The organism is Citrobacter sp. VF227 (genome assembly GCF_052950715.1).
The window spans coordinates 290334-302505 of record NZ_JBRFVF010000001.1 but is presented as its reverse complement, the minus strand read 5'-3'; the positions used below and the strand labels follow the sequence as shown (position 1 = coordinate 302505).

The following is a 12172-nucleotide window of genomic DNA, read 5'->3' as shown; positions in this document are numbered from 1 at the left end:
GTGAGTCATTGTACATATCGTTACACGCCGAAACCAATGACTCACGGAAGCCCTGTGATTACAGCGATATAGTTATTTCAACGGCCCCGCAGTGGGGTTGAATGAAAAACCAAATCGAGGGTATGAGAATGAAAAAAGTATTAGCTCTGGTTGTTGCCGCTGCTATGGGTCTGTCTTCTGCTGCATTTGCTGCTGAAACAACTGCTACCACCACTCCGGCTGCTGCTGCAACTACCAAAGCAGCCCCGGCGAAAACCACTCACCACAAAAAACAGCACAAAGCAGCGCCGCAAAAAGCGCAGGCAGCCAAAAAACACACTAAAAAAACGACAACCAAGCCGGCAGTAGAACAGAAAGCGCCGGAGCAAAAAGCGCAGGCCGCTAAAAAACACACAAAAAAAGCGGCAACCAAACCAGTAGCAGAACAGAAAGCGCCGGAGCAAAAAGCTCAGGCCGCTAAAAAACACACCAAAAAAGCGGTAAAACACGACACCGCTAAACCGGCTGCTCAGCCTGCAGCATAACGTCTTTGTAGTCACTGTGGCGTCCCCCACGCCATAGCAAACGGCGCTAAATCAACCGGATTTAGCGCCGCCATTCGGAGGGTAAAATGGTGTCACATTACCGCTTTGAGTTCATTCTTATTACCCTGATAATTTGCGCCATCATCGCCATGCGTTTTTATCTTTCCTGAATGTAGTTATCTGATTTTACTCCCACTTTCTCGTCGTCCCGTCTATAGTATTAACTGAGGGTTTGCTGTTAAAAATCATAATTCCCCACCAGAGCGTGATATGCCTAAAACCATTGCTGTACTACTGGGTTCACTTTGTTTACTTCCTGTCGTTGCACATGCGGACAAGCCTGCAACGGACAGCGCTGAAGCAGAAAATATAAAAACGCTGTTTTTTGGTCATGACGATCGCATAAAGGTGACTGACCCGACACAATCGCCGTGGGACGCTATCGGGCAACTGGAAACCGCCAGCGGTAACCTGTGTACCGCCACGCTTATTTCGCCACATCTGGCCCTGACAGCCGGACACTGCTTACTCACGCCCCCGAGAGGCAAACCGGACAAGGCCGTCGCATTGCGCTTCGTGTCTAAAAAGGGTTTATGGCGCTATGAAATCCACGACATTGAAGGACGGGTTGCGCCCTCACTTGCCAAACGTTTAAAAGCCGATGGTGATGGCTGGATAGTGCCGCCTGCCGCAGCCCCGTGGGATTTTGGTCTGGTGGTACTGCGTAATCCGCCTTCGGGCATCGCACCGCTGCCACTGTTTAACGGCGACAAAGACGCGTTAACCGCAGCGCTAAAAACTGCAGATCGTAAAGTCACCCAGTCGGGCTATCCAGAAGATCATCTGGACGACCTGTACACGCATCAGGATTGTGTCGTGACCGGCTGGGCACAGAATACCGTCTTGTCACACCAGTGCGACACGCTCCCGGGTGACAGCGGTTCGCCATTGATGCTGCAGACCGAGTCTGGCTGGCAGTTGATTGGTGTGCAAAGCTCCGCTCCGGCTGCCAAAGATCGCTGGCGGGCAGATAATCGCGCCATATCCGTGACCGGTTTTCGCGATAAGCTGGAAGAGTTGGCGAAGGATTAACATGTGCTGCCCGCATTACCGGGCAGCACGGATATCAGGCAAGTTTTATCATTATCATTCCGGCCAGCAGCAGTACCACACCGATCCAGCCCTTATTATTCAGGCGCTGACCAAACAGCACCCAACCAGCCGCTAACGTTGCGGCAATACCGAATCCGCCCCACAAGGCATAAGCCACAGAAAGATCGATACCTTTTACCGCTTGCGACAGCGCGCTAAAGGCCGCTAATACAGCAGCCAACGACAGCACGCCATAAATCTTGCGGCGAAAACCATCGGAAAATTTCAAAAAGACGTTAGCGACGATTTCTAACACGATGGCCATACCCAGCCAGGCACCGTGAACCCATTCAAACTGTTGCATGAGTCACCTCTTTGCCCGGTTTAACAGGCTTTCGGGTGCCGGATTTGATCAGCACAATGCCGACCACCAGCGAAGCCAGTCCTGCCACCTTCAGTGTGGACAAGGTTTCGTCAAATAACAGCACGCTAAATAGCGTAATAAATAAAATACCGATCCCTTCCCACAGGGCATAGGCTACACCAAGGGCAATTTTTTTAACGGCAAAACTGAGAAAAATATACGATAAGGCGATCATTACCAGCATTAAAATAAAGCCCGAATTACCATGACCGACGCTTGCCCATTTCATTGAAAGCGTACCGGTAATTTCAGCCGCGATGGCCAGACCTAATAATATCCAGTAAAACATGATGCTTCTCCTGCGTGAGAATATAGTCCTTTGGGCCTACTGCATGCAGTAAACCAAAAAAATAAAGTGAGTTAGCTCAGCGCGCAGCGCCAGCTCAGGCAGAAGAAGGGACTATAGCGCGTTGCGCCAGTGTTGCTCACCTGCAAGCAGGAAAGAGGAAGAAGTACGAAGAAGTGTAGGTAAACGCAAAAACATCCTGAACATATTGTCCATAATATTACAATTATCCGCAGTGTTGCTTCTCATCATCGCGGATGATAATTGTCCTCGGTAGTTAAACACAGATGATTTGTATCATAGCTTCAATACGAACTCAAAACCTTTTCACTTCTTTACTCAGTGCGTTTGATTTTTATTATAACGACTCGACGCAAGTCACATTATTATTCAGGTTCAAAATAAAAACGAAGGAATACACATGACAAAACCGATCATCACGCTTAACGGTCTTAAAATAGTCATTATGCTGGGCATGTTGGTGATCATCCTGAGCGGCATCCGCTTTGCCGCAGATATCATCGTTCCCTTTATTCTGGCGTTATTTATTGCCGTTGTGCTTAACCCCGTGGTGCATTGGTTGGTCAAACTTCGCATCCCGCGTGTAGTCGCGGTGTCATTGCTCATCGTAATTATTGTGATGCTAATGGTGCTGCTATTAGCGTATTTAGGTACATCCTTAAATGAACTTGCGCGTACGCTGCCACAGTATCGATCTTCACTGGTAGTCCCGCTAAAAAATCTTGAGCCGTGGCTACAACGCGCAGGAATCGGCGTTTCCGTGGATGAACTTGTTAAATATATCGATCCAAACGCGGCAATGACGCTGGTGACCAATTTGCTGGCACAGCTTTCGAATGCCATGTCATCGATATTTTTACTGCTGCTGACGGTGGTTTTTATGCTGCTGGAAGTACCGCAATTGCCCAATAAGCTAAAACAAATGATGAGCCGCCCTATTGAGGGAATGGCAGCGATTCAACGCGCCATCGACAGCGTATCCCACTATCTGGTGCTAAAAACGGCGATCAGCATTGTCACCGGGCTGGTGGCCTGGAGCATGCTCGCCGCGCTGGACGTACGCTTCGCCTTTGTCTGGGGATTGCTGGCGTTTGCCCTCAACTATATTCCTAATATCGGTTCGGTGCTGGCAGCCATTCCCCCTATTGCTCAGGTTCTGGTATTTAGCGGCCTTTATGACGCTCTCGTTGTTTTGGCTGGCTACCTGGTCATTAACCTGGTGTTTGGGAATATCCTTGAGCCGCGGATCATGGGGCGTGGACTTGGACTGTCTACACTGGTGGTATTTTTGTCGTTAATCTTCTGGGGTTGGCTGCTCGGCCCTGTCGGGATGCTGCTTTCTGTTCCGCTAACCATCATTGTGAAAATCGCGCTTGAGCAAACCAATGGCGGTCAAAGCATTGCCGTGTTACTGAGCGATCTCAATAAAGAGTAAAATAAAAACGGCCTCCGCAGAGGCCGTTTCAGTTTTCGCTGACGATTACAGCGCTTTCAGGATCGCATCCACGCTGGCTTTGGCATCGCCAAACAGCATTTGGGTGTTTTCTTTGAAGAACAGCGGATTCTGCACACCAGCATAGCCCGTGTTCATCGACCGTTTGAACACAATGACGTTCTGCGCTTTCCACACTTCCAGCACCGGCATACCGGCGATAGGGCTGTTCGGGTCATCCTGCGCCGCCGGGTTCACCGTATCGTTGGCACCAATCACCAGCACGGTATCGGTATCGGCGAAATCATCGTTGATCTCATCCATTTCCAGCACAATGTCATAAGGTACTTTGGCTTCCGCCAGCAGTACGTTCATATGACCTGGCAAACGCCCTGCTACCGGGTGAATACCGAAACGCACTTTAATGCCGCGCGCGCGCAGCTTCTCGGTGATTTCCGCTACCGGATACTGCGCCTGAGCGACTGCCATACCGTAACCCGGGGTGATAATCACAGAGTGCGAGTTCTTCAGCATTTCTGCCGTATCTTCTGCATTAATCTCACGGTGCTCGCCCACTTCTTCATCAGAACCAGTAGAAGAACCATCGGAACCAAAGCCGCCCGCAATAACGCTGAAGAATGACCGGTTCATCGCCTTGCACATGATGTAAGACAGGATCGCACCTGAAGAACCGACCAGCGCACCGGTGACGATCAGCAGATCGTTGCTCAGCATAAAGCCCGCTGCTGCCGCCGCCCATCCTGAATAAGAGTTGAGCATTGAAACGACTACCGGCATATCCGCACCGCCGATGGAGGCCACCAGATGCCAGCCAAAGGCCAGGGCAATTATGGTCATCACCAACAGCGCCAGAACCTGCAGGCCCACGCTTTCTGTACGAACAAACACCACCAGCAACAGGAAAGAAACTACCAGCGCTGCCAGGTTCATTTTGTGACGATTCGGCAGCATTAGCGGTTTAGAAGAGATCTTGCCGCGTAGCTTGCCAAACGCCACCACGGAACCGGTAAAGGTCACCGCACCGATGAAGATACCCAGGAAGACTTCCGTCAGGTGAATGTTCACCAGAATCGGTTCCAGGCCCGTGTCGTGATACAGATAGCTGTTGAAACCCACCAGTACCGCAGCCAGACCGACGAAACTGTGTAGAATCGCCACCAGCTCCGGCATCTCGGTCATCTCGACTTTCTTCGCCAGACGAATACCAATCGCGCCGCCGATGATCATCGCCACCAGAATCCACGCAACGTTGCCGGTATCCGGGCCAAAAATCGTGGCAATCAGCGCAATCGCCATCCCGGCGATACCGTAGTTGTTACCCTGCTGTGAGGTTTCGTGTTTCGAAAGCCCCGCCAGACTGAAAATAAACAGGATCGCGGCAACAATGTATGCAGCTGTAACTAATCCTCCAGACATATGTTACCCCTTAGTTTTTCCGGAACATTTTCAGCATGCGCTGAGTCACGGTGAAGCCACCGAAAATATTAATGCTGGCAATAAGCACCGCGATAAAGCTCAGGAAACTCACCCAGCCACCCTGGCCAATTTGCAATAACGCCCCGACAACGATGATGCCGGAGATGGCGTTGGTCACGGACATCAGCGGAGTGTGCAGCGCGTGCGACACATTCCAGACCACGTAGTAACCCACCACGCAGGAAAGCGCGAACACCGTAAAGTGACCCAGGAACTCTTTCGGAGCAACGTCGGCGAGCCAGCCAAACAGAATGATCACCAACGCCATCAGCGCATATTTGCGCCACGGTGAGGTAGGTTTTTTCTCTTCTTTTGGCGCGGGCGCGGCTTTTGCCGCAGCCTGCGGCTGAGCAGAAACCTGAATTGGCGGCGCAGGCCAGGTGATTTCACCCTCACGAACGACCGTGACACCGCGCACTACCACGTCGTCAAAATCGACGGTGATATTGCCGTCCTTCTCTTTGCACAAAAGTTTGAGCAGGTTGACGAGGTTCGTGCCATACAGTTGGGAAGATTGCGTTGGCAAACGTCCCGGCAGGTCGGTATAGCCGATAACCTTCACTCCGTTCTCGGTGGTGGTCACCTGGTTAGGCACGGTATATTCGCAGTTACCGCCATTTTGCGCGGCGAGATCGACAATCACGCTACCCGCTTTCATCGAATCGACCATTTCGCGGGTAATCAGTTTCGGGGCAGGTTTGCCCGGGATCAGCGCGGTGGTGACAATAATATCGACGTCTTTCGCCTGCGCGGCGAAGAGTTCCATTTCGGCTTTGATGAACGCTTCGGACATTACCTTAGCGTAACCGTCGCCGCTGCCCGCCTCTTCTTTAAAGTCCAGTTCGAGGAACTCGGCGCCCATACTCTGAACTTGTTCTTTCACTTCCGGGCGGGTGTCAAATGCACGCACGATAGCGCCCAGACTGTTTGCAGCACCGATCGCCGCCAGACCAGCCACACCCGCACCAATCACCATAACCTTGGCAGGTGGAACCTTACCTGCGGCGGTGATTTGCCCGGTGAAGAAGCGACCAAATTCATGTGCAGCTTCAACAATGGCGCGATACCCGGCGATATTTGCCATCGAGCTTAAGGCATCCAGCGACTGCGCACGCGAAATACGCGGCACGGAGTCCATCGCCATAACCGTCACGTTGCGCTCTGCAAGCTTTTGCAGCAGCTCAGGGTTTTGCGCGGGCCAAAGAAAACTCACCAGCGTCGTGCCCGGGTTGAGTAACGGAATTTCCGCCGCCTCCGGCGCATTGACTTTCAAGATAATCTCTGACTGCCAGACCGCATTTCCGTCAACAATTTCTGCGCCTGCTTGTACAAACGCCTTATCGTCAAAACTTGCAAGTTGACCTGCGCCGCTTTCAACCGCGACGCTGAAACCCAATTTAAGCAGCTGTTCAACCGTCTTCGGCGTGGCAGCAACACGGGTTTCATTGGTTAACCGTTCTCTTGGTATGCCAATTCGCATAATGTTCCCTTCCATCTGTATTTATGATGATGGTTTATCAATGTTCGCACGAGGCATGCGCGCACTCTCGAAAGAGGTCAGTGTTACCTCAATAAAATAAAACAGTAACAAACTCTGTATAACCTACTGAAAATGACGCCTGTGATCTAGCGCCAAAAAACAGTATTTATTATGAAATTTGCAAAATAGAGATGATTCGAACCTCAGACAGATAAAATGCCCTAAAAATAGCCCACAAAGACCGATAATTCGCTCAAGCGAAGCGGCAAAACATGATTACGTACCTGTCAAAAACAATTAATTAACATTAAATTAACTTATGAAATTCAACTGCTTTATCAGTTTTTGTCACCAAACGCCGAAATTTTCGACATATCACAAAATATTATCGATGTTGTTACGTCAGGTGGCACGATGAGTGAAAAATGACGCAGACACTGACACAATTTAAATGCAATAATCAGCGACGTTTCTAGTCAATAACAATACCAGTACCTGGTTTGCGCAAGGCGAAGGATTATTTTTATGAAGCTTAAGAACACTTTCCTGGCGTCCGCACTTATTTCTGCGACTGCTTTTTCTGTAAATGCAGCGACAGAATTGACGCCGGAGCAAGCTGCAGCCCTTAAACCCTATGACCGCATTGTGGTTACCGGTCGTTTTAATGCGATCGGTGATGCGGTGACTGCCGTATCACGCCGTGCAGATAAAGACGGTGCAGCCTCCTTTTATGTTGTTGATACCTCAGATTTTGGCAGCGGCGGTAACTGGCGCGTTGTCGCTGACGTTTACAAAGCCGACGCTGAAAAAGCGGAAGCATCCAAAAACCGTATCATTAACGGTGTAATGGAATTACCCAAAGATCAGGCCGTTTTGATAGAACCTTATGATACCGTTACGGTGCAGGGTTTCTACCGCAGCCAACCTGAAGTGAACGATGCCATCACCAAAGCGGCGAAAGAGAAAGGTGCTTACTCCTTCTATATCGTGCGCCAGGTCGATGCCAACCAGGGCGGCAACCAACGTATTACTGCATTTATCTACAAAGCTGATGCGAAAAAACGCGTTGTGCAAAGCCCTGATGCGATCCCAGCTGACTCTGATGCCGGTCGCGCCGCATTAGCAGCAGGTGGGGAAGCCGCGAAGAAAGTTGAGATCCCGGGCGTTGCGACTACCGCGTCTCCGAGCGCTGAAGTGGGTCGCTTCTTCGAAACGCAATCCACCAAAGGTGGGCGTTACACTGTCACGCTCCCGGATGGAACGAAAGTTGAAGAACTGAACAAAGCGACTGCCGCCATGATGGTTCCGTTCGACAGCATCAAGTTCACCGGTAACTATGGCAATATGACCGAAATCTCGTACCAGGTGGCTAAACGCGCTGCGAAGAAAGGCGCGAAATACTATCACATCACTCGCCAGTGGTCTGAACGTGGTAACAACATTACGATCAGCGCTGACCTGTACAAGTAATCGTCATTAGTAACATTAAAAGGCGGCTTTATGCCGCCTTTAGCATTTTTAGTCACAAATCTGCCTATCCCCATTGCATGCAATCTCTTCTCTCCGTAAAATCCCGCGCCTTAGTGGCTTTCACCATTTTTATGCGGTTTGCCAAAATAATTATTCTCTCACTCTCGTTTTTGTAACTGGATAGAAATGGAAAAGAAATTGGGTCTGAGCGCGCTGACAGCGCTGGTTTTAAGCTCAATGCTTGGCGCTGGCGTGTTTAGCCTGCCACAAAATATGGCGGCAGTAGCCAGTCCGGCCGCATTACTGATTGGTTGGGCAATTACCGGCGCGGGTATCCTGTTGCTCGCCTTTGCCATGCTGATCCTCACGCGTATCCGTCCTGAACTGGACGGCGGCATCTTTAGCTATGCGCGGGAAGGTTTCGGCGAACTGATTGGCTTCTGCTCCGCGTGGGGATACTGGCTGTGTGCCGTTATCGCTAACGTTTCTTATCTGGTCATCGTTTTCTCTGCACTCAGCTTCTTTACCGATACGCCAGAGTTACGTCTGTTTGGCGACGGTAATACCTGGCAGGCGATCGTTGGCGCATCGGTGCTACTGTGGGTCGTACACTTTCTTGTGCTCCGCGGTGTGCAAACCGCAGCCAGTATTAACCTGGTCGCCACGCTGGCGAAGTTACTGCCGCTGGGTCTGTTTATCGTGCTGGCTTTCATGCTGTTTAAGCTAGACACCTTTACCCTTGATTTTACCGGCGTTGCATTGGGCGTTCCCGTCTGGGAGCAGGTTAAAAACACCATGCTCATTACCCTGTGGGTATTCATCGGTGTGGAAGGTGCGGTAGTAGTTTCTGCCAGAGCCAAAAACAAACGCGATGTCGGGCGTGCTACGCTGCTGGCGGTACTCGCCGCGCTGGGCGTATACCTGCTGGTCACTTTGCTGTCTCTGGGCGTGGTCGCGCGTCCCGAACTGGCGGAAATCCGTAACCCATCAATGGCCGGTCTGATGGTTAAAATGATGGGGCCATGGGGCGAAATAATTATTGCTGCAGGTCTGATTGTCTCAGTGTGCGGCGCCTATTTAAGCTGGACGATTATGGCGGCGGAAGTACCGTTCCTCGCCGCCACACACAAAGCCTTCCCGCGCATCTTTGCCCGCCAGAATGCACAAGGCGCACCTTCCGCATCGCTGTGGCTGACCAACATTTCCGTCCAGTTCTGTCTGGTACTGATCTGGCTTACAGGTTCGGACTACAATACGTTACTGACCATCGCCTCAGAAATGATTCTGGTGCCCTATTTCCTGGTCGGTGCCTTCCTGGTGAAAATCGCCTCTCGTCCGCTTCATCGGGCTGTCGGTGTCGGCGCCAGTATTTATGGTATATGGTTATTGTATGCATCAGGTCCGATGCACCTGCTGCTGTCCGTTGTGTTGTATGCGCCGGGACTGCTGGTTTTCCTGTATGCCCGAAAAACACACGAGCATGAAAAAGTATTAAACCGCCAGGAGATTGCGCTGATCGGCCTACTGCTTGTAGCTTCTGTTCCGGCGACCTGGATGCTGATGGGGTAACGTTATCCCCATCGTTCGCGACACATGGAGATTACGATGGGTCAAAAACCCCCATTGCCAATTCTTATCACCGGTGGAGGCCGTCGCATCGGCCTCGCCGTTGCATGGCATTTTCTGAATCAAAAACAGCCGGTTATCGTCAGCTACCGTACGCATTACCCCGCCATTGATGGCCTACGGGGTGCGGGCGCGCTGTGTATCCAGGCTGATTTCTCCAGCGATGAAGGCGTGCTGGCCTTTGCTGATGAAGTTAAGGCTCATACCAATGGCCTGCGCGCCATTGTGCATAATGCCAGTGCCTGGCTTGCAGAAAAACCCGGCACTCCGCTGACCGACGTGCTGTCAGGTATGATGCAAATTCACGTCAATACGCCCTATCTGCTTAACCATGCGCTTGAAGGATTGCTGCGCGGTCATGGACACGCAGCCAGCGATATTATCCATTTTACGGATTATGTGGTGGAGCGCGGCAGCGATAAGCACATTGCCTATGCTGCCAGCAAAGCGGCGCTGGATAATATGACCCGCTCGTTCGCGCGTAAACTGGCGCCGGAAGTGAAAGTGAACGCCATTGCCCCTTCGCTAATCCTGTTTAACGAGGGTGACGGTGCAGAGTATCGCCAGCAGGCATTAAATAAATCCCTGATGAAAACAGCGCCAGGTGAAAAAGAGGTCATTGATTTAATTGACTATCTGCTAACCAGCTGTTTTGTCACCGGACGTAGTTTTGCTCTTGATGGTGGACGTCATCTGCGTTAATGCAGTTTAATCCAACAGAAAATCAGCAACCACGCGCTCAGGCCCCAGCACACCACTGAACCGCCGAGCGCGACAGGCAAACGCATAAATCCAGTGAAATACCACAGCGAAACGAGGTAGACAAAATAAGGAATAATCGACCACATGCTGAATACAATGGTTGTACGCAGCGCCTCGATCCCACGTTCACTGGCCACGATGTAGTGGGCAATCAACGCAAAGGTTGGGAACAACGGAATTAATCCGGCAATATAGTAATTCTTTGTTTTCGCCAGCAAACCAATCAACACCACCACCAGCGCACCGAGCGCCGCTTTTATAACGAGTCCCATCACTCTGCCTTAACACATCAATAACATCAGCCTCTAGCATAACGGAAGCATTCTTGTTTAGAAAAGATTAATGGAAGGAAAAACGAGGGCGGTGTATGTTGACGTTTTATATTCAAAATTAATGATATGAATACCATCGTATTTGTTGAAGATGATCCCGAAGTGGGTTCGCTGATCGCGGCCTATCTGGCTCGGCATGATATTGAGGTTATCGTGGAACCTCGTGGCGATTTAGCCGAGGAGAAAATCCTGCAAGTTCAACCCGACCTGGTGTTATTAGATATCATGCTGCCGGGCAAAGATGGGATGACTATCTGCCGCGATTTGCGTGGACGCTGGCAGGGTCCAATTGTCCTGCTTACCTCGCTGGACAGCGACATGAACCATATTCTGGCGCTGGAAATGGGGGCCTGCGATTATATTCTGAAAACAACGCCACCAGCGGTGCTGCTGGCCCGCCTGCGCCTGCATCTGCGCCAGAATGAACACTCTGCGCAGTCTAAAGGCATTCAGGCGGCAACAATCACACCACATGCAACGCTGCGCTTTGGCACACTCGCCATCGACCCAACCAATCGTTCCGTGCTGCTTGGCGGCGAGCAGGTATCTCTTTCCACCGCCGATTTCGAATTACTGTGGGAACTGGCAACTCATGCCGGGCAAATTATGGACCGCGATGCGTTGCTGAAAAATCTGCGCGGTGTAAGTTATGACGGCATGGATCGCAGTGTCGATGTCGCAATTTCCCGGTTACGCAAAAAACTGCTCGATAACGCGACGGAACCCTACCGAATCAAAACGATACGCAACAAAGGTTATCTGTTCGCGCCGCATGCCTGGGATGTCGGGCCTCAGAAGTAATCCACCGAGCCGGTCATATTGATCGGCAAACCCACCCTTTGCGTTACACTGTCACACAAACTCGACTGCATAACAGGCATACAAACGCCCTCCAGCTCCATTCCACATTTTTTGAATGGCCGCTCACCTTCTCGCTCCCTATATTTCGTTCCCACTATTTTAAAACCGTCTTTTTGTCTCAACTAAACGTCAGTCCGTCGTATTTTTTCCAACGGTAGTTTAGTGCAGAAAAAATCCAGCAACCGATAAAGACGCCAATAATGGCAAACCCGACATTCCCCATATGGTCACTCAAATCACTGACGGCATCCCACAATCCTCCCTGCAGTGAAAACGCCTGCGAAAGAAGTCCCAGCGCCTCCACACCGCCGTTCACTGATTGATTATTAAAACGTTTACCGTGCTAATGATAACTTTTAAGAATT

Annotated in this window: 13 protein-coding genes and 1 pseudogene; 7 read left to right on the top strand and 7 right to left on the bottom strand. The window is 50.9% G+C overall.

The genetic code is table 11. The features are described 5' to 3' along the window. Positions 1 to 128 precede the first annotated feature (128 nt). Together asr and ACU8YC_RS01560 are read left to right on the top strand one after the other, a co-directional pair. Positions 129 to 524, top strand: a complete 396-nt coding sequence (asr, locus tag ACU8YC_RS01565) for an acid resistance repetitive basic protein Asr (protein ID WP_187252483.1) — start codon at positions 129 to 131, stop codon at positions 522 to 524. Positions 525 to 794: 270 nt separating this feature from the next. After that, on the top strand, positions 795 to 1616 hold the full coding sequence (locus ACU8YC_RS01560; RefSeq protein WP_446894942.1) for a trypsin-like serine peptidase: 822 nt from the start codon (positions 795 to 797) through the stop codon (positions 1614 to 1616). Between the two features lie 34 nt (positions 1617 to 1650). On the opposite strand, the gene mdtI is transcribed toward ACU8YC_RS01560, so the two are convergent. The 3 genes from mdtI to ACU8YC_RS01545 form a co-directional block, all read right to left on the bottom strand. Further along, positions 1651 to 1980: a multidrug/spermidine efflux SMR transporter subunit MdtI gene (gene mdtI / locus ACU8YC_RS01555; RefSeq protein ID WP_151219138.1), complete on the bottom strand. Its 330-nt coding sequence runs from the start codon at positions 1978 to 1980 to the stop codon at positions 1651 to 1653. Further along, positions 1967 to 2332 carry a multidrug/spermidine efflux SMR transporter subunit MdtJ gene (gene mdtJ, locus ACU8YC_RS01550; protein WP_161799268.1) on the bottom strand — a complete coding sequence of 122 codons (366 nt, stop codon included), beginning with the start codon at positions 2330 to 2332 and terminating at the stop codon, positions 1967 to 1969. The genes mdtI and mdtJ overlap by 14 nt, the downstream gene beginning before the upstream one ends. A 108-nt stretch (positions 2333 to 2440) precedes the next feature. Further along, a complete protein-coding gene (locus ACU8YC_RS01545; RefSeq protein WP_151219137.1) occupies positions 2441 to 2611 on the bottom strand; it encodes a protein YdgV in 171 nt (56 codons plus the stop codon). A 136-nt stretch (positions 2612 to 2747) separates the two neighbouring features. On the opposite strand from ACU8YC_RS01545, the gene ACU8YC_RS01540 reads away from it, so the two are divergent. Continuing rightward, positions 2748 to 3782, top strand: coding sequence for an AI-2E family transporter (locus ACU8YC_RS01540; protein ID WP_446894941.1), 1035 nt, complete (start codon positions 2748 to 2750; stop codon positions 3780 to 3782). Positions 3783 to 3827: 45 nt separating this feature from the next. On the opposite strand, the gene pntB is transcribed toward ACU8YC_RS01540, so the two are convergent. Beyond that, entirely contained in the window at positions 3828 to 5216 is a 1389-nt protein-coding gene (gene pntB / locus ACU8YC_RS01535) for a Re/Si-specific NAD(P)(+) transhydrogenase subunit beta (RefSeq protein ID WP_151219135.1), read from the bottom strand. A 10-nt stretch (positions 5217 to 5226) separates the two neighbouring features. Continuing rightward, complete coding sequence (gene pntA / locus ACU8YC_RS01530; RefSeq protein ID WP_151225426.1) at positions 5227 to 6756, bottom strand: Re/Si-specific NAD(P)(+) transhydrogenase subunit alpha; 1530 nt, start codon at positions 6754 to 6756, stop codon at positions 5227 to 5229. A gap of 525 nt (positions 6757 to 7281) precedes the next feature. Between pntA and ydgH the strand changes: the two genes are divergently transcribed. The 3 genes from ydgH (at position 7282) to folM (ending at position 10554) form a co-directional block, all read left to right on the top strand. After that, entirely contained in the window at positions 7282 to 8226 is a 945-nt protein-coding gene (gene ydgH, locus ACU8YC_RS01525) for a DUF1471 family protein YdgH (protein WP_151219133.1), read from the top strand. Positions 8227 to 8412: 186 nt separating this feature from the next. After that, a complete protein-coding gene (locus ACU8YC_RS01520; protein ID WP_210905046.1) occupies positions 8413 to 9795 on the top strand; it encodes an amino acid permease in 1383 nt (460 codons plus the stop codon). Between the two features lie 36 nt (positions 9796 to 9831). Further along, a complete protein-coding gene (gene folM / locus ACU8YC_RS01515) occupies positions 9832 to 10554 on the top strand; it encodes a dihydromonapterin reductase (protein ID WP_446894940.1) in 723 nt (240 codons plus the stop codon). Here folM and ACU8YC_RS01510 read toward each other — a convergent pair. Beyond that, positions 10551 to 10886 (bottom strand): GlpM family protein, encoded by a 336-nt coding sequence (locus ACU8YC_RS01510; RefSeq protein WP_103770009.1) that lies wholly within the window; start codon positions 10884 to 10886, stop codon positions 10551 to 10553. The two genes, folM and ACU8YC_RS01510, sit on opposite strands and share 4 nt — an antisense overlap. A gap of 126 nt (positions 10887 to 11012) precedes the next feature. Between ACU8YC_RS01510 and rstA the strand changes: the two genes are divergently transcribed. Continuing rightward, positions 11013 to 11747, top strand: a complete 735-nt coding sequence (gene rstA, locus ACU8YC_RS01505; protein WP_151219130.1) for a two-component system response regulator RstA — start codon at positions 11013 to 11015, stop codon at positions 11745 to 11747. A 178-nt stretch (positions 11748 to 11925) separates the two neighbouring features. Here the strand turns inward: rstA and ACU8YC_RS01500 are convergent. Further along, positions 11926 to 12117, bottom strand: a pseudogene (locus ACU8YC_RS01500) (HoxN/HupN/NixA family nickel/cobalt transporter); the annotation flags it as partial. Between the last annotated feature and the right edge of the window lie 55 nt (positions 12118 to 12172).

What these genes read in the sequence shown, in the direction of transcription:
- asr (WP_187252483.1), top strand. Translation starts at nt 129, where the DNA reads ATGAAAAAAGTATTAGCTCTGGTTGTTGCCGCTGCTATGGGTCTGTCT.
- ACU8YC_RS01560 (WP_446894942.1), top strand. Translation starts at nt 795, where the DNA reads ATGCCTAAAACCATTGCTGTACTACTGGGTTCACTTTGTTTACTTCCT.
- mdtI (WP_151219138.1), bottom strand. Translation starts at nt 1,980, where the DNA reads ATGCAACAGTTTGAATGGGTTCACGGTGCCTGGCTGGGTATGGCCATC.
- ACU8YC_RS01540 (WP_446894941.1), top strand. Translation starts at nt 2,748, where the DNA reads ATGACAAAACCGATCATCACGCTTAACGGTCTTAAAATAGTCATTATG.
- pntB (WP_151219135.1), bottom strand. Translation starts at nt 5,216, where the DNA reads ATGTCTGGAGGATTAGTTACAGCTGCATACATTGTTGCCGCGATCCTG.
- pntA (WP_151225426.1), bottom strand. Translation starts at nt 6,756, where the DNA reads ATGCGAATTGGCATACCAAGAGAACGGTTAACCAATGAAACCCGTGTT.
- ydgH (WP_151219133.1), top strand. Translation starts at nt 7,282, where the DNA reads ATGAAGCTTAAGAACACTTTCCTGGCGTCCGCACTTATTTCTGCGACT.
- ACU8YC_RS01520 (WP_210905046.1), top strand. Translation starts at nt 8,413, where the DNA reads ATGGAAAAGAAATTGGGTCTGAGCGCGCTGACAGCGCTGGTTTTAAGC.
- folM (WP_446894940.1), top strand. Translation starts at nt 9,832, where the DNA reads ATGGGTCAAAAACCCCCATTGCCAATTCTTATCACCGGTGGAGGCCGT.
- ACU8YC_RS01510 (WP_103770009.1), bottom strand. Translation starts at nt 10,886, where the DNA reads ATGGGACTCGTTATAAAAGCGGCGCTCGGTGCGCTGGTGGTGGTGTTG.
- rstA (WP_151219130.1), top strand. Translation starts at nt 11,013, where the DNA reads ATGAATACCATCGTATTTGTTGAAGATGATCCCGAAGTGGGTTCGCTG.